The organism is Streptomyces sp. NPDC020362, assembly GCF_040642095.1.
In the GTDB taxonomy this organism is placed as follows: Bacteria; Actinomycetota; Actinomycetes; order Streptomycetales; family Streptomycetaceae; genus Streptomyces.
The window spans coordinates 1-21,280 of sequence record NZ_JBFAET010000121.1 but is presented as its reverse complement, the minus strand read 5'-3'; the positions used below and the strand labels follow the sequence as shown (position 1 = coordinate 21,280).

Annotated in this window: 18 protein-coding genes and 1 pseudogene; 10 read left to right on the top strand and 9 right to left on the bottom strand. The window is 70.4% G+C overall.

The window, feature by feature from the left end:
• Window positions 1–63 precede the first annotated feature (63 nt).
• Both AB0H32_RS31990 and AB0H32_RS31985 read left to right on the top strand, forming a co-directional pair.
• Window positions 64–477 (top strand): roadblock/LC7 domain-containing protein, encoded by a 414-nt coding sequence (locus AB0H32_RS31990; RefSeq protein WP_361127738.1) that lies wholly within the window; start codon window positions 64–66, stop codon window positions 475–477.
• A gap of 126 nt (window positions 478–603) precedes the next feature.
• Window positions 604–1,596 carry a DUF6397 family protein gene (locus AB0H32_RS31985; RefSeq protein ID WP_361127735.1) on the top strand — a complete coding sequence of 331 codons (993 nt, stop codon included), beginning with the start codon at window positions 604–606 and terminating at the stop codon, window positions 1,594–1,596.
• Window positions 1,597–1,603: 7 nt separating this feature from the next.
• On the opposite strand, the gene AB0H32_RS31980 is transcribed toward AB0H32_RS31985, so the two are convergent.
• Together AB0H32_RS31980 and AB0H32_RS31975 are read right to left on the bottom strand one after the other, a co-directional pair.
• Window positions 1,604–2,470: an acyl-CoA thioesterase II gene (locus tag AB0H32_RS31980; protein ID WP_361127732.1), complete on the bottom strand. Its 867-nt coding sequence runs from the start codon at window positions 2,468–2,470 to the stop codon at window positions 1,604–1,606.
• A 19-nt stretch (window positions 2,471–2,489) separates the two neighbouring features.
• Window positions 2,490–5,003, bottom strand: a complete 2,514-nt coding sequence (locus AB0H32_RS31975) for a DUF3516 domain-containing protein (RefSeq protein WP_361127730.1) — start codon at window positions 5,001–5,003, stop codon at window positions 2,490–2,492.
• 145 nt (window positions 5,004–5,148) lie between these two features.
• Here AB0H32_RS31975 and AB0H32_RS31970 point away from each other — a divergent pair, with 145 nt between their 5' ends.
• Window positions 5,149–5,943: a metal-dependent hydrolase gene (locus AB0H32_RS31970; RefSeq protein ID WP_361127727.1), complete on the top strand. Its 795-nt coding sequence runs from the start codon at window positions 5,149–5,151 to the stop codon at window positions 5,941–5,943.
• A 14-nt stretch (window positions 5,944–5,957) separates the two neighbouring features.
• Here the strand turns inward: AB0H32_RS31970 and AB0H32_RS31965 are convergent, their stop codons facing one another.
• From AB0H32_RS31965 to AB0H32_RS31955, 3 genes are all read right to left on the bottom strand, one after another.
• Window positions 5,958–6,221, bottom strand: a complete 264-nt coding sequence (locus tag AB0H32_RS31965; protein ID WP_361127724.1) for a type B 50S ribosomal protein L31 — start codon at window positions 6,219–6,221, stop codon at window positions 5,958–5,960.
• A gap of 42 nt (window positions 6,222–6,263) precedes the next feature.
• Complete coding sequence (locus AB0H32_RS31960) at window positions 6,264–6,734, bottom strand: DUF5709 domain-containing protein (RefSeq protein WP_361127721.1); 471 nt, start codon at window positions 6,732–6,734, stop codon at window positions 6,264–6,266.
• A 1,251-nt stretch (window positions 6,735–7,985) separates the two neighbouring features.
• Window positions 7,986–9,170, bottom strand: a complete 1,185-nt coding sequence (locus AB0H32_RS31955; RefSeq protein ID WP_361127718.1) for a helix-turn-helix domain-containing protein — start codon at window positions 9,168–9,170, stop codon at window positions 7,986–7,988.
• Between the two features lie 149 nt (window positions 9,171–9,319).
• Between AB0H32_RS31955 and AB0H32_RS31950 the strand changes: the two genes are divergently transcribed.
• Window positions 9,320–10,807 carry a long-chain fatty acid--CoA ligase gene (locus AB0H32_RS31950; protein ID WP_361127715.1) on the top strand — a complete coding sequence of 496 codons (1,488 nt, stop codon included), beginning with the start codon at window positions 9,320–9,322 and terminating at the stop codon, window positions 10,805–10,807.
• Window positions 10,808–11,008: 201 nt separating this feature from the next.
• Entirely contained in the window at window positions 11,009–11,272 is a 264-nt protein-coding gene (locus tag AB0H32_RS31945) for a hypothetical protein (RefSeq protein WP_361127712.1), read from the top strand.
• A gap of 906 nt (window positions 11,273–12,178) precedes the next feature.
• On the opposite strand, the gene AB0H32_RS31940 is transcribed toward AB0H32_RS31945, so the two are convergent.
• Window positions 12,179–12,787, bottom strand: a complete 609-nt coding sequence (locus tag AB0H32_RS31940; protein ID WP_361127709.1) for a TetR/AcrR family transcriptional regulator — start codon at window positions 12,785–12,787, stop codon at window positions 12,179–12,181.
• A gap of 131 nt (window positions 12,788–12,918) precedes the next feature.
• On the opposite strand from AB0H32_RS31940, the gene AB0H32_RS31935 reads away from it, so the two are divergent.
• Both AB0H32_RS31935 and AB0H32_RS31930 read left to right on the top strand, forming a co-directional pair.
• Window positions 12,919–13,680: an SDR family NAD(P)-dependent oxidoreductase gene (locus AB0H32_RS31935; RefSeq protein WP_361127706.1), complete on the top strand. Its 762-nt coding sequence runs from the start codon at window positions 12,919–12,921 to the stop codon at window positions 13,678–13,680.
• A gap of 40 nt (window positions 13,681–13,720) precedes the next feature.
• Window positions 13,721–13,936: a hypothetical protein gene (locus tag AB0H32_RS31930; RefSeq protein WP_361127703.1), complete on the top strand. Its 216-nt coding sequence runs from the start codon at window positions 13,721–13,723 to the stop codon at window positions 13,934–13,936.
• Window positions 13,937–14,219: 283 nt separating this feature from the next.
• Here AB0H32_RS31930 and AB0H32_RS31925 read toward each other — a convergent pair whose 3' ends face one another.
• Window positions 14,220–15,128: a LysR family transcriptional regulator gene (locus AB0H32_RS31925; RefSeq protein WP_361127701.1), complete on the bottom strand. Its 909-nt coding sequence runs from the start codon at window positions 15,126–15,128 to the stop codon at window positions 14,220–14,222.
• Window positions 15,129–15,353: 225 nt separating this feature from the next.
• Here AB0H32_RS31925 and AB0H32_RS31920 point away from each other — a divergent pair, with 225 nt between their 5' ends.
• The 3 genes and pseudogenes from AB0H32_RS31920 to AB0H32_RS31910 all read left to right on the top strand — a co-directional run.
• Window positions 15,354–16,052, top strand: coding sequence for a type 1 glutamine amidotransferase domain-containing protein (locus AB0H32_RS31920; protein WP_361127698.1), 699 nt, complete (start codon window positions 15,354–15,356; stop codon window positions 16,050–16,052).
• Between the two features lie 71 nt (window positions 16,053–16,123).
• Window positions 16,124–16,819 (top strand): type 1 glutamine amidotransferase domain-containing protein, encoded by a 696-nt coding sequence (locus AB0H32_RS31915; protein WP_361127695.1) that lies wholly within the window; start codon window positions 16,124–16,126, stop codon window positions 16,817–16,819.
• A gap of 438 nt (window positions 16,820–17,257) precedes the next feature.
• Window positions 17,258–17,509 (top strand): annotated as a pseudogene (locus AB0H32_RS31910) (hypothetical protein); the annotation flags it as partial.
• Between the two features lie 86 nt (window positions 17,510–17,595).
• On the opposite strand, the gene AB0H32_RS31905 reads toward AB0H32_RS31910, so the two are convergent.
• Together AB0H32_RS31905 and AB0H32_RS31900 are read right to left on the bottom strand one after the other, a co-directional pair.
• Window positions 17,596–19,377 carry an ABC transporter ATP-binding protein gene (locus AB0H32_RS31905; RefSeq protein ID WP_361127692.1) on the bottom strand — a complete coding sequence of 594 codons (1,782 nt, stop codon included), beginning with the start codon at window positions 19,375–19,377 and terminating at the stop codon, window positions 17,596–17,598.
• On the bottom strand, window positions 19,374–21,206 hold the full coding sequence (locus tag AB0H32_RS31900; protein ID WP_361127689.1) for an ABC transporter ATP-binding protein: 1,833 nt from the start codon (window positions 21,204–21,206) through the stop codon (window positions 19,374–19,376). The genes AB0H32_RS31905 and AB0H32_RS31900 overlap by 4 nt, the downstream gene beginning before the upstream one ends.
• Between the last annotated feature and the right edge of the window lie 74 nt (window positions 21,207–21,280).

Genomic DNA, 21,280 nt, shown 5'->3' with positions numbered 1-21,280 from the left:
CGTGGGGAAGGCTGGCGGGCAGTTCCTCCAGCCAGGAGGAGACGTCACACGGGGAGACGGAACATGGTGCACAACCAGGGACTCGGGTGGCTCCTGGACGATCTGACCGAGCGGGTGGACCACGTACGGCACGCGCTGGTCCTGTCCAACGACGGCCTGGTCACCGGAGCGAGCACAGGCCTTCGCCGCGAGGACGCCGAGCATCTTGCCGCCGTCGCGTCCGGGCTGCACAGCCTGGCGAAGGGCTCGGGACGCCACTTCGGCGCGGGCAGGGTGCGCCAGACCATGATCGAGTACGACGAAGCCGTCCTGTTCGTCACCGCCGCCGGTACCGGCAGCTGCCTGTGCGTGCTCAGTGGCGCGGAGGCCGACATCGGCCAGATCGCCTACGAGATGACCCTGCTCGTCAACCGGGTCGGCGAGCACCTCGGCGTGGACGCCCGGCAGCCCGAACGCGCTCCCACAACAGATCTCTGACCTGCGCATTCGCTGCGCTCCGCGGAGTTGTCCACAGGCTCGCCACGACATGTGCCGAAAAGGCTACGGTGTGTGCACGGTCAACGCACACGGCGTGAGCCGCCGACTCCACGGGGGAGTACGACCATGTCGGGAAACACCTGCGTCCCATCCCGCCCCGTCACCTGCGCACCGAGCCGCGCAGCCCGTGAACTGGGGCTCAAACGAAGCGAGTTCACCCTCGCCGTCCACCTCGGCCGTATCCGCACCGTGCCCGACGAGGGTGGAGGCGGGGGCCGCCGGATCGAGCGGGCCGAGATCGACCGACTGCGCGCCCAGGACGGCTTTCCCGAAACCCTCCGCGAGCGCGTGCACGTCGTGGGTACGGCGGAGGGCGCCGCGCTCATGGGCATCCCGGCGGGCAGGTTCACCCGGCTGGCGCGACTGGGTCTGTTGGTGCCGGTGCGCTTCTACCTGAACCGCTACCGGGCCGTGGTCTGGTTCTATCTGGCAGAGGAACTACGGCAGTTCGCGGCCGACGCCGAGAACGCACACCTGCTCAAGGGGCGCACGCCCGAAACCCTGAGGGCGCAGTTGGCGGCCGGGGTGGACCTGCGGGCCCGCAACTGGCGGGGACGGCACCTCGGATTCCTGCTGCGTCAGGCCGAGGACCCGTGGGCGCGGGCCGGGGCCGTGGCCGCCTTCCTCGCGCCCGTGGAGGTCGCGGACATCGTCAAGGATCCCTACGAGCGTGCTCGGCTGAACCGCTTCCGGCCGGGTCCGCCCGACACGGGCGCACCGGGATCGCCTTCCGCGCACCTGGCCGAGCACCTCATGACGGCACTCGACGCCGACGAGGCGGACTGGCTGCGCAGTGAACTGACCCGCGCGGTACGGGAGGCACGCGACCACGCGCCCGCCCCGCGGCCGGCCCCGCGGCACGCGGCCCCCGTCCGGCGGCCGGCAGCGCACCATGCCCCCTGTGCGTCGCCTGAGGTCGTACGGCACGCCGGATCCGCGCCGCGGCCGGTCTCGGCACGTCCACCCCGGGAGCACGGGAGCGAGCAGGGGGCGACGCGGTCGATGCACGGGCTCCGTGACTGGCTGCGCCGCAGAAAGCCCCGGCCCGCAGAGTTCTGAGCGCGCGCTACAGAGCCCTGAACAGACCCTCCTGGACGACTGAGACGAGCAGCCGCCCCTGCAGGTCGTAGATGCGCCCGCGGGCCAGCCCGCGCCCGCCGACGGCGACCGGGGACTCCTGGTCGTACAGGAACCACTCGTCCGCACGGAACGGGCGGTGGAACCACATGGCGTGGTCCAGTGAGGCCAAGTCGAAGTTCCGCGGACCCCACAGGGGTTCGACCGGAATACGGACCGCGTCGAGGAGGGTCATGTCACTGGCGTACGTCAGCGCGCACGTGTGCACCAGCGGGTCGTCCCCGAGCGGGCCGACCGCGCGCATCCACACGGCGCTGCGCGGTTCGGCGCCCTGTATCTCCTCGGCGTGCCAGCGCAGCCGGTCGACGTAACGGATGTCGAAGGGCTGACGGCGCGCCATCCGCTCCAGCTGCTCCGGCAGGGCGCCCAGGTGCTTGCGGATCTCCTCGGTCACCGTCGGCAGGGACTCCGGGTCCGGCACCTCACGGGCCGGCGGCAGCTGGTGCTCGAACGGTCCTTCCTCGGGCTTGTGAAAGGAGGCGGTCAGATTGAAGATCGTGCGCCCCTGCTGCACGGCCGTGACCCGGCGCGTGGTGAACGACCGTCCGTCGCGGACCCTCTCGACCTGGTACACGATGGGCACACCCGGCCGGCCCGGGCGCAGGAAGTACGCGTGCAGCGAGTGCACGGGGCGTTCGCCGTCCGTGGTGCGCCCGGCGGCGACCAGGGCCTGGCCCGCCACCTGGCCGCCGAAAACCCGCTGCAGGGACTCCTGCGGGCTTCGGCCGCGGAAGATGTTGACCTCGATCTGCTCCAGGTCGAGAAGGTCGACCAGTCTCTCGGCCGGGTTCGTCATGGGTGGGATTCTCCTGTGGTCACAGCTGGCCGACATCAGTGACGCGCACGACGGCACGGCCCTCGGCGTCGGAGGCCGTCAGGTCGATCTCCGCGCTGATGCCCCAGTCGTGGTCGCTGTTGGGATCGTCGAAGATCTGGCGGACCCGCCACAGGCCGTTCTCCGGCTCCTCCTTGATCACCAGCAGCTTGGGACCGCGGGCGTCGGGGCCGGTGCCGAGGTCGTCGTACTCGTCCCAGTACTTGTCCATCGCCTCGCCCCAGGCCTCGGCGTCCCAGCCGGCCTCGGCGTCCATCTCCCCGAGTTCGTCGACCTGGTCCAGGGCGGCCAGCTCCACACGGCGGAACAGGGCGTTGCGGACCAGCACCCGGAAGGCGCGGGCGTTGGCGGTGACGGGCTTGACCTCGTCGGCCTTCTCCTGGGCCTCCTCGGCGGTCATCTCCTCCGGGTTGGCCAGCTGTTCCCACTCGTCCAGCAGGCTGGAGTCCACCTGGCGCACCATCTCGCCGAGCCACTCGATCAGATCCTGCAGGTCCTCGGACTTCAGGTCGTCCGGGATGGTGTGGTCAAGGGTCTTGTAGGCGCTGGCGAGGTAGCGCAGCACGATGCCCTCGGTGCGGGCCAGCTCGTAGAAGGACACCAGCTCCGTGAAGGACAGCGCCCGTTCGTACATGTCCCGGATGACGGACTTGGGCGACAGCGGGTGGTCGCCCACCCACGGGTGGCTCTTGCGGTAGGTGTTGTACGCGTGGAAGAGCAGCTCTTCCAGCGGCTTCGGGTACGTGACGTCCTGGAGGCGCTCCATGCGCTCCTCGTACTCGACGCCGTCCGCCTTCATCGCGGCCACGGCTTCGCCGCGTGCCTTGTTCTGCTGGGCGACGAGGATCTGCCGCGGGTCGTCCAGCGTGGACTCGACCACGGACACCATGTCGAGCGCGTAGGACGGCGACTCGGGGTCGAGCAGTTCGAACGCGGCGAGCGCGAACGTGGACAGGGGCTGGTTGAGCGCGAAGTCCTGCTGGAGGTCGACCGTCAGCCGGACGATGCGGCCCTCGGCGTCCGGCTGGTCGAGCTTCTCCACGATCCCGCCGTCCAGCAGCGAGCGGTAGATCGCGATCGCCCGCCGGATGTGCCTGAGCTGCTGCCTGCGCGGCTCGTGGTTGTCCTCCAGGAGGTGCCGCATCGCCTCGAAGGCGTTGCCGGGGCGGGCGATCACCGACAGCAGCATCGTGTGTGTCACCCGGAACCGCGAGGTCAGCGGCTCGGGTTCGGAGGCGATCAGCTTCTCGAAGGTGTTCTCCGTCCAGCCGACGAAGCCCTCGGGCGCCTTCTTGCGCACCACCTTGCGGCGCTTCTTCGGATCGTCGCCCGCCTTCGCCAGAGCCTTCTCGTTCTCGATGACGTGCTCGGGCGCCTGCGCGACGACCAGGCCCGCCGTGTCGAAGCCGGCCCGGCCGGCCCGGCCCGCGATCTGGTGGAACTCACGGGCGCGCAGCGTGCGCACCCGGCTGCCGTCGTACTTGGTCAGCGCGGTGAACAGCACCGTCCGGATGGGCACGTTGACGCCCACGCCGAGCGTGTCGGTGCCGCAGATGACCTTCAGCAGACCGGCCTGGGCGAGCTTCTCCACCAGACGCCGGTACTTGGGCAGCATGCCGGCGTGGTGCACGCCGATGCCGTGGCGGACGTAGCGGGAGAGGTTGCGGCCGAACTTGGTGGTGAAGCGGAAATTGCCGATCAGCTCGGCGATCTGGTCCTTCTCCTCGCGCGTGCACATGTTGATGCTCATCAGCGCCTGCGCCCGCTCCACAGCCTGAGCCTGCGTGAAGTGCACGATGTACACCGGAGCCTGCCTGCTCGTCAGCAGGTCGGTGAGCGTCTCGGTGAGCGGGGTGAGCTGGTACTCGTAGGAGAGGGGCACCGGACGGGTCGCCGAGCGGACCACGGCGGTGGGACGGCCGGTGCGGCGGGTGAGGTCCTTGTCGAAGAAGGACACATCACCCAAAGTGGCCGACATCAGGATGAACTGCGCCTGCGGGAGTTCCAGCAGCGGGATCTGCCAGGCCCAGCCGCGGTCGCCCTCCGCGTAGAAGTGGAACTCGTCCATGACGACCTGGCCGACGTCTGCGTTCTTGCCGTCGCGCAATGCGATCGAGGCCAGTACCTCTGCGGTGCAGCAGATCACGGGGGCGTCGGCGTTCACGGAGGCGTCGCCGGTGAGCATGCCGACGTTCTCGGTGCCGAAGAGCTTGCACAGCTCGAAGAACTTCTCCGACACCAGCGCCTTGATCGGGGCCGTGTAGAACGTGACCTCGTCCCGGGCCAGCGCGGCGAAGTGCGCACCCGCGGCGATCATGCTCTTGCCGGAGCCGGTGGGCGTCGAGACGATCACGTTCGCCCCGGAGACCACCTCGATCAGCGCCTCCTCCTGGTGGGGGTAGAGGGTGAGGCCGCGCTCCTGGGCCCACGACTCGAAGGCTTCGTACAGGGCGTCGGGGTCGGCGGTCGGCGGCAGCTGATCGATGAGGGTCACGCCCCCATTTTGCCTGGCCCACCGGCCGATGAGGGAATCGGCTGCGGATGCGATGATCACTGCAGCTACGCTGTGGCGCCGACGGAGCGTCAACGCACCCGGTCAACTGGACAGCGGCACACAAGGAATAGGGCGGGGAACGGCCATGATGGGACCAGCACACTCACTGTCGGGAGCCGCCGCCTGGCTCGGTGTCGGAGCGGCCGCCGCCGCTGCCGGGCATCCCATGCCCTGGCCGGTCGTCCTGGTCGGAGCCCTGATCTGCGCCGGCGCGGCGCTGGCCCCCGACCTCGACCACAAGGCGGCGACCATCTCGCGCGCCTTCGGGCCGTTGTCGCACTGGCTCTGCGAGATCGTCGACAAGCTGTCGTACGCCGTCTACAAGTCGACGAGGAAGCCCGGGGACCCGCGCCGTTCCGGGGGGCACCGCACGCTGACGCACACCTGGTTGTGGGCGGTCCTGATCGGTGGCGGCTGCTCGGCGGCGGCGATCACCGGGGGCCGCTGGGCGGTGCTGGCGATCCTGTTCGCGCACATGGTGCTGGCCATCGAGGGCCTGTTGTGGCGGGCGACGCGCGGCTCCAGCGCCGACGTCCTGGTCTGGCTGCTGGCAGGGACCAGCGCGTGGATCCTCGCGGGCATCCTGGACAAGCCGGGAAACGGCTCGGACTGGCTGTTCACCGCGCCGGGCCAGGAGTACCTGTGGCTGGGGCTGCCGGTCGTGCTGGGAGCACTGGTGCACGACATCGGGGACGCGCTGACCGTCTCCGGATGCCCGATCCTGTGGCCCATCCCGGTGGGCCGCAAGCGCTGGTACCCGCTGGGTCCGCCGAAGGCGATGCGGTTCCGGGCGGGCAGCTGGGTCGAGCTGAAGGTGCTGATGCCCGTGTTCATGCTGCTCGGGGGTGTGGGCTGCGCGGCGGCCCTCAATGTGATCTGACGCAGCGCTCCGGCTCAGGTGGCCTCGTCCTGCTCCGCTCCGCCGTACCGGCGCTCGAACCGTGCGACGCGGCCCTCGGTGTCGACCGTGCGGGCCTTGCCCGTGTAGAAGGGGTGGCTCTCGGAGGAGATCTCCACGTCGATCACCGGGTAGGTCTGGCCGTCGTCCCACTCGATGGTCTGCTCGCTGCTCGCGGTGGACCGGGTGAGGAAGGCGTATCCGGCGGCGCGGTCACGGAAGACCACGGGGTGGTAGTCGGGCTGCTTGTCCTGCTGCATGGCGGCTCCTCGCGCGGGGCGGTCGGGCAGGGGGCGTGCGGATCAGCCGGACAGGGAGTCCTCGTCGACGATGTGCATGGCGGCCTCCTCGGCGGACGCGGCGGCGCCGTCGATGCCGACGTCGGTGGCGACGAGGGCGCTCTCCTCGTTCTCGTGCGCACCTTCGTCGGGCGCGACCAGGCGGCCGGAGCGGAGATGTCCGACCTCGTTGTCCAGAAGTTCCCCGTCAGTGCCCTCGCAGTCGCCGATGCCGTCGCCGTCGGGCGCCGGGGCATCGGGCAGCTCTTCGGCGAGCCGCTGGTCCAGCGTCTCCCCGGTCAGGCGTTCACTCGCCGTCACTCCGGCGTGCTCCACCGCCCACGGCCGCTCGGGAGGGGACCAGCCCCGGTCGAGGGGGTCGTCGACGCCGTCGAAGTCCAGCGTGTCCTCGACGTCGAGTACGCCCGAGTCCTCCCGGATCTCCGAGGCATCGGGCTGGTAGACGTCGTCCCCCCATCCGTCGGCGCTGTCCACGGGTACCTCCAGGTGGTGAGGACGGCCTCGTGCCCCCGCGAGGGGCAGCGCGCCGCCGGCACGCTCGGCACGGGTGTCACACGACGGGAACCGACGGGTTCCCCAGCGCTCCCCGAGCCGGTGCCGCTATCCAGCCTTCCACCCCTGTTCGGCACCGCGCAACGGCACGGAGCGAGGCATCGGGCCGGGCACCCCCGCTCGGGCCCGCTCGGGGCCCTGGGACGGGGCCCGGCCGACTCCTCCGACCGGGTGGGCCCGCGGTGTCCCGCCCGGGATCTCCCGCACACGCGGCGGGGGCGGGCCGGGGGACACGCCGCCCGTCGAGTTCGGCAGACGTTGCACGCGTCGGCAGGCACCGCCCCATGGGTAAGGCGCCACGAGGCAGCGTCGGCAGGCACCGCCTTCCAGGTCAGGCGGACGCTGCACGCGTCGGCAGGCGCGGCCCTCCAGGTCGGGCAGACACCGCACGCGTGGGCAAGCACCGCTCTCCAGGTCAGGCACCATGAGGCAGCGTCGGTACCCGGCCGGCAGCGCCCCTGCGGCGCGGAACCGGGCGCTGTCCCTCTGCGCCCTCCGGCACAGGGGCCGCCGCTCGGGGAGGTCCCCACTTTCGTCCGCCCCTTGGCCTATCGCCACGCCCTGGCCCTAGGGCGCGGTGCTAACAGGCCATTTCGTTGTAAGTGCGCAACGCCAGAGCTCTGACCTGCAGATCCTGCAGATGTACGCAACGGTGCGGGAATGGTTGTCCGGGGAGATTACGTAATCCGCGCAAGAACCGAAGTCGGATTGTGACGCTACGTGAGCACAGCAGCTGAGGGGGTAGGACGCTCTGGCTAGGACAGAAGCCCGGGAAGGAGGGCACGGATGCTCTGCCGGGAGCGACGTGCTCGTCCTCCGGCGAGATGTCGGCCAGTGATCTTCGCAGCCGCGTCGGCGAGGCCGGTGAACGTCGCGTCGTACAAGCACTCCGGCTGGCAGCCGTCCTCGATTCGGTCGATGGTGCCCGTTGTCCGTTGTCCGTTGCCAGGTGCCAGGTGCCAGGTGCCAGGTGCCAGGTGCCAGGTGCCAGGTGGCAAAGGTGGGCTCCTGTGTCGCTGATCCCAGCCGGTGCGGCGTCGCTCGGTACGGTGCCGCCCGCCCGGAACACCTGCGACCACCTCGGTCATCCTCGGGCCACGCGGCCCGCCGAACCCATGGGCCGACCGGGGTGAGGACGCCAAGAGCAGTACGCAGTCGAGTTTCTGAGTGACGTCACTGAATGACGTCACTGAATGACGCGCCTGCCCGGCGGACCGCCAGGAGCGCCGCGCCGATGTCCGCCACCGCTCGCGGATCGGACAGGGAGCGGCCCGCCAGCTCCTCGACGCGGCGCAGCCGGTAGCGGACGGTGTTGGGGTGGACGAAGAGACTCCGCGCCGCGTCCGTGGCGGAGCCGGCGGCGGCGTACCAGTGCTCCAGGGTCTCCAGGAGGCGGGAACGCTCGGCGGCCGGGAGATCGAGTAGGGGCTGGAGGACCACCTCCACGAGGTGCGCCGCCTCGGCCGGTGCAGCGGCGACGACCATGGCCAGCGGGTTGTCGTCGAACCGTGCGACGCCCGGGCCGGTGCCCTGGAGGCCGGCCAGGGCCAGGCGGGCGAAGCGCAGAGCCTGGGGGGTGTCCCGCAGCGAGTGAAAGCACGGGCTGACACCTACGCGGGCGCCCGCGCGGCGCAGGATGCGCAGGCAGGTGCTCTCCGCCGTCGCCGTGGGCAGGGCGGCCAGACCGATCTGCTGGTCGGGCAGCAGCCGCCAGGCGAAGTGGACCTGGGCCTGACGCAGTGCCGCTTCCGTCCCCGCCAGCGGCTCCTCGCCGGGAGCGTCGGCCGCCGCCACGGCGACCACGTAGGGCCCGCGGTCGGGCAGACCCAGCTCGCGGGCGGCCTCCCACAGCGTGCGGTCGGCGATGGCGCCGGTGAACAGCGCCTCCACCAGTGCCGAGCGGCGTGCCTGACGCCGCGAGGTCAGCTCGGCGGTCGTCTCCCGGTAGGCCGCCGCCACCGCCTCCGCGTAGCGGCCGAACAGGGCCCAGATCTCCGCGGACTGGGACACCAGTTGGGCGTCGGTGACCTCGGGATGGGTGCGTGCCTCGGCCAGGACCTCCGTCCACAGGAGCTCGAAGCCGATCCGGTACGCGTGCAGGGTGTCCGCCAGCGGTACGCCCTGCTCGGCGCGGAGGCGGCCGGTCTCCCGGGCCGGGCTCGGGTCTTGCGCGCCCGCGCGGCCGAGCTGGTTAAGGAGCAGGTCCGCGTTGGCGGTGCACGAGCGGCGCAGCGAGTCGAAGGGGATCAGTGACTCGTCGTTGTAGGCATCGACGTCCGAGCGGATGCGCTGCGCCATCCGCTCGCCCAGTTCCGGCAGCCTCGCATGAAGCGCCGAGACCACCCCTGAGAGGTTCATTCCCGCAGCGTAACGCCCCTGTTTTGTACCCAGGAACAATCCGGGACGGCAGACGCTGTCATACCCCACATAGGCCGTCGCCACGGACATCTGCACGATGTCGTCAACGTGAACAGCGGATTTCGACGGCGACGTTCGTGGAGGCGGTCATGGCCAATCTGGCGGAGTTCCTGGTGGAGACGGCACGGCGGCAGCCGGAACGCCCCGCGCTGCGACTGGGGAGCCAGGTCACCAGCTACGCGGAACTCGACGAGCACAGCGCCCGCGCCGCCGCGCTGCTGCGGGCCGAGGGCGTACGACCGGGAGACCGGGTCGCTCTGATGCTGCCGAACGTTCCCGAGTTCGTCGTCCTGTACTACGGCGTGCTGCGCGCCGGAGCGGTCGTCGTGCCGATGAACCCGCTGCTGAAGACCAGGGAGACCGAGTACCACCTGCGCGACTCGGGCGCGAAGATGCTCTTCGAGTGGCACCAGGCGCCGGGCGAGGGTGCGCAGGGCGCGGCCGCCGCCGAAGTGCGGCACATGGCCGTCGAGCCCACCGCCTTCGCGGGCCTGCTGGCCCGTCACGAGCCGCTGCCGGAGCTGATCGAGCCGGACTGCGAGGACGTGGCTGTGCTGCTGTACACCTCAGGCACCACGGGCCGCCCCAAGGGCGCCACGCTCACCCACGCCGGGCTGCGGCACAACACCGAGGTCAACGCGGTCCATGTGCAGCGGGTGACGGCGGAGGACGTGGTCGTGGGCTGTCTGCCGCTGTTTCACATCTTCGGCCAGATCTGCACGATGAGCGTGGCCGTCCGCGCCGGTGCCTCTCTCACCCTGATTCCCCGCTTCGACCCGCAGGCCGTGCTGGACGCCATCGCCCGCGACCGGGCGACGATCTTCGAGGGCGTACCGACCATGTACGCGGCGCTGCTCCAACACCCTTCGGAGGCCGACGTGACTGCGCTGCGGATGTGCGTCTCCGGCGGAGCCTCGCTGCCGGTGGAGATCCTGCACGGCTTCGAGCGTCGCTTCGGCTGCGTGGTGCTGGAGGGCTTCGGCATGTCCGAGACGAGTCCGGTGGTCACCTTCAACCACCCCGACCGGACGCGCAAGGCCGGGTCCATCGGCACCCCGATCAAGGACGTGGAGGTGCGGCTCCTCGACGACAAGGGCCAGGACGTGGCTCCCGGCGAGATCGGCGAACTGGCCGTTCGCGGGCCGAACGTGATGAAGGGGTACTGGAACCGCCCGGAGGAGACGGCAGCCGCCATCCCGGATGGCTGGCTGCGCAGCGGCGACCTTGCGCGCCAGGACGAGGACGGCTACCTGTACATCGTCGACCGCAAGAAGGACATGATCATCCGCGGCGGTTACAACGTCTACCCGCGCGAGATCGAGGAGGTGCTCCACGAGCACCCGGCCGTTGCGCTGGCCGCGGTGGTGGGCGTGGCCGACGCACATCTGGGTGAGGAGATCGCGGCCGCGGTGGTGCTGCGCCCGAAGGCGCAGGTCACACCCGACGAACTCCGGCAGTTCGTCAAGGAACGGGTGGCGGCGTACAAGTACCCGCGCGAGGTGTGGCTCGTGGACACGCTGCCGACCGGCCCCAGCGGCAAGATTCTCAAAAGGGAGATCAGCGCGCCGGCGGGGTGAGGTCGATGTGGTGGAGTCAGCCAGGTGACCAGTAGCAACGCCGACGCGTTCCCGGGTTCTCGACGGCTCCCCGGCTGACGGCGGCACCAGGCAACTGGGCAGAGGGGTTACGCCTGTTCGGATGCCACTGCCCTCCCCTGGCCCTTGGCCGGGACCATCTGGTGCCGCCCCCTCTGGAGCCTGGGGTCTTCCGCAAGCCTGGTGCAGACCCAATCGAATGTCGTCCGTCGCCGGGCCGCCCTCACCCTGGACCGGCACGTCGCTCACCCATGGAAGCCGCTCCCGTCACCGCGACGCATCGCGACGCTCAAGCCAGGAGAGCTCGTACTGCTCACTTCGTCGGCGGCAGCAGCTGGGGGAGACCCGCGCCTCACCGAGCCGGCCACGCACGACGACGACCTGTGCGCGATCGCCTACCAGCCGAAGGACGCCGCCGGTCTGCACCGCGGCAGTCTGACCCCCTGATGCTGAAGGGGAGGACCCCCGCAGCGCTGGCCAGGTCTGCCGGCAGGATCAGTCTCGATGACGTCCGCGAGGCCCGTCGGGGGACCGAAGCCCGCGTCCGCGACAGGCCTGGGCTCGGCGTCATCGGACCCACCGCCGTCTTCCGCCGCGCCCGCGGCCCCGGCCGCTCGTGGAGGCGGAACCCCTTGATTCTTGATCCGCCCGGGATGCTCCTGGTGTGGCCGCAAGGGCTGCTGCGGCGACCGTATCCCCAGGCCGTCGACGAGGTCCGGGTCCACCGCGGCATCCCGCGGGAACTGTCCGCCGGGACTGCGCCTGGCCTCCTGGGCCGGGACGCGGGCAGGAGAACGGGCATGCCCCGAGCGGAGTCGGGCAGGGTTTTTGCTCCTCTTTCGACATCGCCTCTGCCTGCGGAAATGCGCAAGTCGATACGGGCGCAATCGGTCGTGACTGCATGACGTTCTGCCTGCTCATGCGGTTGGGAGTGCCTGCAGAAAATCCACACGAACCGGAACCGGCCGGGCTCCGTCGCTGCATGACTGGGTCTTCACTTCGGAGCCGTGACAGGTCCGAAGGTGACGCCGGGAGATCAGGGAGGGAGCAGGCGGGTTCGGCGGCACAGGCCGGAAGGCCCTCCGGGGCAGCAGCGGCCCGTGAGGGATCCCACAAGCCGCTCGACCGCTGGCGCGAGTACACCAAGGGGGTTATCGTCGAGGTAGAACGACCGGTCTTCCTACTTCTCTTTGGCGGCATCTCGGCCTTCTGGGCGGGACTGCCCACCAAGGAAGCAACTGCAAGTGGGTCCCGGTGCACGTCGAACAGAGAAGAAGCTCCATGAAGCCAATCCGCACCCCGGCTTGCCCGGGGGCCGACAGAGGGCCGGTGTTCCGTGTGGCCTCGATGGGGTCAGCCGCCCGACCGGATCAGCCGGGCCGCGTCCAGCAGGGTCTTGTGGGCGGTCGTCGAGTCGTCCAGGTAGCCGGCGGCCATGGCGCCGTCGTACAGCATCAGGAGTGCACGGGCGGCCGAGGCGGGGTCGGTGTGGCCGAGCCGGGTGAGCAGCTCCTGGAAGAGGGTGCGGATCCAGTCCCGGTGGGATGCCACCAGGTCGCGGACCGGATGGTCGGCGTCCGGGTACTCGGCAGCCGCGTTCAGGAACGGCGATCCGCGAAATCCGCGCTCGCGGGCGTGCTCGGCGATCGCCTCGAAGATCAGGTCGAGCGCCTCCGCGGGCGGGTGCCCGGCGGCCAGCGGTTCGGCCACCTCCTTGTAGTAGGCGTCCTTGGACAGCAGGTAGGCCACGACCAGGTCGTCCTTGGAGGCGAAGTGGCGGTAGAAGGTCGCCTTCGTCACCCCAGCCTCGGCAATCAGTCGCTCCACGCCGATCGCGCGGACGCCCTCGTAATAGAACAGCCGCGACGCGGCCTGCACGAGGCGCTCGCGAGGGGGCAGGTCTCCCGTAGTCCTGGTCCCCTGACGTGCGGTGTCGGTGGTCTTCTGTCCAGTGATGCTCACTTCACCATTGTGCCCTCGGCCCGGCCTTGAGCGGCCTCCACTCCGTACGGCTCCACCAGCAGGGCCGTATTCCCCCTGTCCCGCACGGCCCGCAGCAAGGTGGCCGTGCCGCGCATCGAAAGGCTTGAACGATGACTCGTCGTCTTGAAGGAACCGTCGCCCTGGTCACCGGAGCATCCAGCGGCATCGGCCACGCCACGGCCCTGGAGCTTGCCCGCGAGGGCGCCTCCGTGGCCCTGGTCGGCCGGCGCGAGGACCGGCTCACCGACCTTGCTGCGGACATCGCCAACGCCGGAGGCAAGGCCCTGGTCGTGCCCGCCGACATCACCACTGCCCAGGCCGCCGCGGAAGCGGTCGAGCGGACCGTCGAGAACCTGGGCCGCCTGGACACGCTGGTCAACAACGCCGGCCTCATGCTGCTCGGGCCCGCCCCCAGCGCGGACCTGAACGACTGGCGGCGCATGATCGACATCAACCTCATGGGCCTGATGTACACCGCCCATGCAGCCGTCCCCCACCTGGTCAAGGCCGCCGCCGAAGCACCGCGTCAGGTCGCCGACATCGTCAACATCGGCTCGCTCGCCGGCCGCAACGCCTACGCCATGTCCGCCGTGTACAGCGCCACCAAGTTCGGCGTCGGCGCCTTCAGCGAGGCACTGCGCCAGGAACTGGCACGCCAGCACGTCCGCGTGTCCGTCGTCGAGCCGGGCAGCGTCGACACCGAACTGCGCACGCACAACCCCGACGTCATCCAGCAGCACATCGTCGCCGCCCTGGGCGACATCGAACGGCTGCAGAGCCAGGACATCGCCGACACCGTCGGCTACATCGTCACCCGCCCACGACACGTGGCCGTCGCCGAGCTGCTCGTACGCCCCACCGAGCAGGCCTGAACATCAAACCCGTGGCCGACTCCGAGACAGGCAACAAGGCATGGTGGCGGCTCACACCCCGCTCACACCAGCCGACACGATCGTGCGTGTCCGCCTGCTGCTCGCCACTGCAACCGCGCTCGGAGGCGGCCTGGTGCAAGCGGCGCAGGGAGCTCCGGCGGGCGGGGCGGAGGCGGACAACGTCTACCGCTTCCTCGCAGGCGTCTCCATCGGCTGGGCACCCCTGTTCGCCTGGCCTGCGGCGACGATCCGCTGACAGGGGGTACTCATCTACTTCCTGGTCGTCCCGATCTTCCTCGGGGGCGCCGGGGCGGCTGGTCTCCTTCGCCCAGTACGGCATACCTGGCCCTACCTGGCCCGTCGGGAGTCTTCCTTGCCTCCGCCCTCCTGGATTTCGTCCTCCCGATCGTCATCGTCGGGGCGCACACCACCGCTCTCAGATCCAGACGAGTACCGACCGTCGTCTGAGGCACCGCTCCCGGGCGGGAGACCGGCAGAAGGCACGGCGCGTCGAGTTGGACCCGGCGTTGCTGGGTTGCTCACCAGATCTTCGCCGCGGCCAGGAGGTGCTCGCGGACAAGTGTCACGTGCGGGTTGGTGGAGCTGCCCGGGCGTTGGACGAGGTAGGCGGTGTTGATCGGCGGGTCCTCCGGCTGGTGCAGTAGCAGGAGGGCGCCGGAGGCGAGTTCGCTTCGGCACAAGTAGCTGGGCAGGACGCTCCAGCCGGCGCCGGCCGTGACGGCGGTGAGAACGCTGCGCAGGTCGGGAACAGTGATTGCGGCCTGGGCGTGCAGGCGGCGGTCGAAGACGTGGCGCCAGTAGCGGCGGGCGATGGGCAGGTCCTCGGCATAGGCGATCAGTGGGAGGCTGTCCAGGGCAGTGGGCAGTTCCTGCCCCTGGAGCCGTTCAGCCCATGCGGGGGCGGCGACCAGGACGAATTCCTCGTCGGCGAGGAGTTCGACGTGCAGCATCCGGCCGCGGGGCCGCCGGGTTGCGACGACGAGATCGTGGCGTCCGGCCCGCAGTTCTTCGAGCAACGGTTCGGTCAGCCCGATGGCCACCCGCAGCTGGACGCCTTGCGCGATCAGCGGGGCCAGCACCTTCAGGCCGGCCACGCTCATGAACTCCGCGGGCCCCGCCAGATGCACCGGTGCCACCGTACTGCACGGCCCCTCGCCGGTGATGACGGCCAACTGGTCGAGGGGGGCCGACAGCCGGGTGGCGAGTTCGTCCGCGTGGGGCAGCGGAGTGACGCCTTGCGCCCGGCGTTCGAACAGCTCGCGGCCCAGGCGGTTCTCCAGTGCCCGGATCTGGGTGGTGACGGTGGACTGCGACAGGCTCAGCTGGCGTGCAGCGGCGGTGAAGGAGCCCAGGCGGTGGACTGCGAGGAAGGTGCGCAGCAGGTTCAGGTCCAGCGGGCCGGACCCATGAGTGTCGTGATTGCTCACGGCCCCGAGCCTACGAGATACGCATGGCAGCCACATGCCGCCCGTCCTCGGGGACGAGCCATCGGGTCACCGATACCTGGCATCGGTCTCTTCATTGGCGCGGATACTTCAGCAGCTTTAGTTTCGGGACCCAAGAGCACCGGGTCCATAGACCACCAGCGTCGGCGTCGTTCTTCCTCAGCCGGTCCCGAATGCACAGCCGGCCGACATAGGAGATCTGGAAAAGTGAGACAGAAAAAGATTCTGGCGGTCGTGACCAATCAAGCCACCTATGGGGCGAGCAAGCATAGGACCGGCCTATGGCTTGGTGAACTCGTCCATTTTTATGACAAGGCAGTCAAGGGCGGCCACACTGTGGATGTGGTCAGTCCGGCGGGCGGCGAGGTGCCACTCGACCCTCGAAGCCTCGGCCGGTTGTTCGCCGATCGGACGGTTCGCAGCTATCTCGCCGACCCGGCCTTCATGACCGCCCTGAAAGGCACCGCTTCTGTTGCCGACGTGGATCCGGACGCCTACTCCACGATCTTCTTCACAGGTGGCCATGGCACCATGTGGGACTTTCCCGATGACGCTGGCCTGCAGCGAACAGCCCAGGCCATCTACGTCGGCGGCGGCATCGTCTCCTCGGTCTGCCACGGCGCCTGCGCACTCATCAACCTCCAAGACGACGACGGGAAACCGCTCGTACAGAACCGCACTGTCACAGGCTTCGCGACGGTCGAGGAAGCGCTGGCCGGCGTGAAGAGCAGAGTGCCGTTCCTCCTGGAGGACGAACTGCGCGCGAAGGGAGCCAAGTATGTGCGCTCCACTGTCCCGATGACGCCGCATGCCGTGCGTGACGGCCGCCTGATCACGGGCCAGAACCCGGTGTCCACCAAGGCCGTAAGCGACTTGATTCTCGCTGCCTTGGCCGAGGCCGAGTAACCAGTACAGAGACCTTGGGCGCCCGCCTCTGCGTGCCGCCTTCCGATAGACCCAACACTGGGAGACCCACCATGTCGAAGATCCTTTTCGTGATGACCGGCGCCGACCACTGGACGCTGGCGGACGGCACCAAGCACCCGACCGGCTTCTGGGCCGAGGAGGCCGTCACCCCGTACCAGGCGTTCACGACCGCCGGCCACGAGATCGTCATCGCCACGCCGGGCGGTGTCGTGCCGCCCCTCGACCGGGTCAGCCTGGCGCCGCAGTTCAACGGTGGCGAGGACGGCGCTGAGGAGATGACGAACGCCCTCGCCTCGATCAGCGAGATCCAGCACCCCATCAAACTGGAGGACGTCGACCTCGACGACTACGCCGCCGTCTTCTACCCCGGTGGCCACGGCCCGATGGAGGACCTGGCCGTCGACGCCACCTCCGGCAGGCTCCTCATCGACACCCTCTCCTCCGGCAAGCCGCTCGGCGTGGTCTGTCATGCCCCGGCCGCGCTGCTGGCCGCCTCCAAGGCCGACGGCGGCAACGCCTTCGCCGGCTACCGGCTCACCGGCTTCAGCAACGCCGAGGAGACCCAGGGCGGCCTTGCGGCCAACGCCAAGTGGCTGCTCCAGGACCGCCTGGTCGAGATTGGCGCCGACTACCGGGCAGGCGAACCGTGGGCCCCGAACGTGGTCGTGGACCGCAACCTGGTCACCGGTCAGAACCCCGCCTCCGCCGGACCGGCCGCCGCCGAAGTCCTCAAGAAGTTGACGTGACGTAATGGCGCACCCGCACCCGAACGCGCATCCGTACGAAAACGGCCGTTGCCCCGCCTCCTGCAGACGATGACTGAAGTCCCGGTCTACGTGCGCAGATCCAGACGGCGATCACGGCTCTGCCCGGCTTCCCGGAAGGTGTCCAACGCCTTCGCCGCGCAATGCGTGGCCTGTGCTCCGTGTTCGTGGGCTCGATGCGACACTGCGCTGCCCAAGGGAATCCGACTGAACGGCACAGTGAGGAAAATCGTAACGGGTGCGGACAGGCAGACCGGCGATGGAGCGCATCGACTGTCCGTGCAAGTGCTCGGCCCAGGGAGAAGCGCGATGCCGTGTGGCCGATGCCATGGGGCCTGCTGCCGGCCCGTGGCCGGGCCGACCCAGCGCCCCTCGCATCAGCATTTCGACGACGCCCGGCAGGCGCACGCACCGCTCCCCATCGGGTGGGCGAGAAGGAGAGACGGGAAAGCAATTTCGATCAAGGAACCCGGGCGGCCGGAGGTCCTGGAGCGGACCGCAGCCGAGGACCCGTCCCCGGCTGCGGGCGAGGTCATCGTCGACGTGGTGGCCAGCGCGGTCAACCGCGCAGATGTCGCACAGCGGATGGGCTGGTACCCAGTCCCGCCGGGAGCATCGCCGTACCCGGGACTGGAGGTCTCCGGCCGGATCAGCGCCATCGGCGAGGGCGTGCCCCAGCGGCAACCGTTCCGGTGCGCATCAAGCACGCGCAACGCGCATCGAGCCGCGGATCCTGCCAACCTGGCCCCACCCGGCCCTCATCCGTGCCACGACCGCCACAGCGCCGCGTACGCCCCCTGCGCCGCGACCAGCTCCTCGTGGCTGCCCAGCTCGCTGATGCGGCCGTTCTCCACGACGGCGATCACGTCGGCGTCATGAGCGGTGTGCAGCCGGTGGGCGATGGCGACCACCGTGCGGCCGTCGAGGACACGGGCCAGGGAGCGTTCCAGATGACGGGCCGCGCGCGGGTCGAGCAGCGAGGTCGCCTCGTCCAGGACCAGTGTGTGAGGGTCGGCCAGCACCAGCCGGGCGAGCGCGATCTGCTGGGCCTGTGCCGGGGTCAGCGACGCCCCGCCGGAGCCGACCTCGGTGTCCAGGCCGTCGTCCAGCGCCCGTGCCCAGCCGTCCGCGTCGACGGCGCCGAGCGCCGCCCACAGTTCGGCGTCGGTGGCGTCGGTGCGGGCCAGCAGGATGTTGTCGCGCAGGGAGCCGACGAAGACGTGATGCTCCTGGTTGACCAGGGCGACGTGCGAGCGGACGCGTTCCGCGGGCATCCGGGACAGTTCCGCGCCGCCCAGGGTGATGCGGCCGTCCCGGGGAGCGTAGATGCCGGCGAGCAGCCGGCCCAGCGTGGACTTTCCGGCGCCGGAGGGGCCTACCAGGGCCAGCCGCGTGCCCGGGGCGACCTGCAGGGAGACCTTGCGCAGGACGTCGACGCCCTCGCGGTAGCCGAAGTGCACCGCATCGGCGTGGACGTCCCGTCCGCCGGGGGCCAGCGAGGCGTCCCCGGCGTCCGGCGCGATGTCCCGGACGCCGACCAGGCGGGCCAGCGACACCTGGGCGACCTGCACCTCGTCGTACCAGCGCAGGATCAGGTTCACCGGGTCGACGAGCATCTGCGCGATCAGTGCACCCGTGGTCAGCTGGCCCACGCCGATCCAGCCCTGCAGCACGAAGGTTCCGCCGGCCATGAGGACCGAGCCGAGCACCAGGATGTGCACCGCGTTGATGACCGGGAAGAGCACGGACCGCAGCCAGAGGGTGTACCGCTCCCACGCGGTCCACTCCTTGATCCGCCGCTCCGACAGGGCGATGCGCCGGTCGCCCAGCCGATGGGCCTCAACCGTGTGTCCCGCGTCCACGGTCTCGGCGAGCGCGGCGGCGACGGCGGCGTAACCGGCGGCCTCGGAGCGGTAGCCGGACGGTGCCCGTCTGAAGTACCAGCGGCACCCGACCACCAGCACGGGTACCGCGATCAGGACGGCGGCCGCCAGCGGCGGTGCCGTCACGACGAGCCCGCCGAGCAGCAGAAGCGCCCACACGACACCGATCGCCAGCTGCGGCACGGCCTCCCGCATGGCATTGGCGAGGCGGTCGATGTCCGTGGTGATGCGGGAGAGCAGGTCGCCGGTGCCCGCCCGCTCCAGCACGCCCGGCGGCAGTCCCACCGAGCGCACGAGGAAGTCCTCGCGCAGGTCCGCCAGCATCCGTTCGCCGAGCATCGCGCCCCGCAGCCGGACCTGCCGGACGAACACGGCCTGCACGAGCAGCGCGAGCACGAACAGGCCGGCGGTCAGCCCCAGGTGAAGCTCCCGTGCCCGGTCCGACACGCGTTCGACGAGGCCGCCGAGCAGGTACGGGCCCACCATCGAGGCGATCACGGCCACCGTGTTGACGGTGATGAGAAGCAGAAAGGCCCGGCGGTGCCGGCGGAACAGTTCGGCCACGTAGGCGCGCACGGTCGCGGCCGCGCCGACGGGCAGGGTGGTGGCGGTCGTCGGGGCCGCCGGGTCGTACGCCGGCGGCGCAACGCCGATCATGCGCTCTCCTCGATCTCTTCCAGCTCTTCGAGAGCACCCAGCAGGGCGTTCCCGTCGGCCACGGCGTCCCCGGGGCCTGCCGGGGCCGACTCGTCCTCGGTCTCCCGCGTCACCACGGCCCGGTACCGCGGCTCGGAATCGACCAGCTCACGGTGCACACCGACCGCGGCGACCTCGCCCTCATGGACCAGGACGACCCGGTCCGCGCGGTCCAGCAGCAGCGGCGACGAGGTGAACACCACCGTGGTCCGGCCCGAGCGCAGCCGGCGCAGCCCGTCCGCGATCCGGGCCTCGGTGTGCGAGTCGACCGCGGAGGTGGGCTCGTCCAGGACCAGCACCTCCGGGTCGGTGATGAGGGACCGGGCCAGTGCGAGCCGCTGGCGCTGGCCGCCCGACAACGAGCGGCCGCGCTCGGTGATACGGGCGTCCAGCGGATCGGCGGCGTCCAGCGATCCCTGCACCAGTGCCTCCAGGACGTCCTCGCACTGCGCCGCCGCCAGCGCGTCCTCGGCGCGCACCGCGCCGGAGGAGGGCACGGCCAGCAGCTCGCGCAGCGAGCCGGACAGCAGCACCGGGTCCTTGTCCTGGACCAGGACGGCGGTGCGGGCGCTGTCGAGCGGGAGATCGTCGAGCGGTACCCCGCCGAGCAGCACGGAGGCGGAAGGGCTCGGCTCGGCGGGGTGGCCGCCCAGCCGTTCCGCGAGCCGTCCGGCGGCGTCCGGGTCGCCGCAGACCACGGCGGTGAGCCGGGCGGCGGGCGCGAGCAGACCGGTGGCGGGGTCGTACAGGTCGCCGTCCGGCACCTCGGCCCGGCGCACCCCTTCGACGTCCGTGGTCCGCTGGAGCGACAGCACGCGCGCGGCGCGTTTGGCCGACGGTCGCGAGAAGGAGTACGCCATGGCGATCTCCTCGAAGTGCCGCAGCGGGTAGTTGAGGACCATGACCGCGCTGTAGACGGTGACCAGTTCGCCGACCGTGATCCGCCCCTGGCGGGCCAGGTGGACGCCGTGCCAGACGACCCCGATCAGCAGCAGCCCGGGCAGCAGTACCTGGATCGCGGAGATCAGCGACCACATCCGGGCGCTGCGCACGGCTGCCTGCCGTACTTCCTGCGAGGCGCTGCGGTAGCGGTCGAGGAACAGTTCCTCGCCGCCGATGCCGCGCAGCACGCGAAGCCCCGCGACGGTGTCCGAGGCCAGCTCGGTGGCCCGGCCCGCCTTCTCTCGCTGGATGTCGGCCCGGCGCGTGGCCCGGGGCAGCAGCGGCAGCACCGCGAGCGCCACGACGGGTACGCCGACGGCGACGACCACACCCAGAGCGGGCTGGTAGAGGAGCAGGCCGACACAGACCACGACGACCGTCAACGCGGCCGCGGTGAACCGGGAGACGGCCTCGACGAACCAGCCGATCTTCTCCACGTCGCCGGTGGAGACGGCCACCACCTCACCGGCAGCGACCCGCCGGGTCAGTGCGGAGCCCAGCTGGGCCGCCTTGCGTGCCAGCAACTGCTGCACCCGGGCGGCGGCGGTGATCCAGTTCGTGACGGCTGTCCGGTGCAGGAAGGTGTCGCCGACGGCGATCCCGGTGGCGCACAGCGCCATCAGACCACCCGTCAGGGCGAGCCGGGTGCCGGAGTGGTCGATGACGGCCTGGACGGCGAGACCGACGCAGAAGGGAAGCACGGAGACCGAGACGAAGTGCAGAACCCCCCAGGCCAGCGACTTGAGCTGGCCGCCCAACTGGTTGCGCCAGAGCCACCACAGGAAGCGAGGACCCGAGCGTGCGTCAGGTACGCCGGGGTCGGGATACGGAAGGTCTTGGATCTGCATGACGTCCCAGTGGCTCGTGTCAGGGAGGGGGAGGGAAAGAGGGGAAGGGAGGGGGAGCGGTTCGTGGCAGGGCG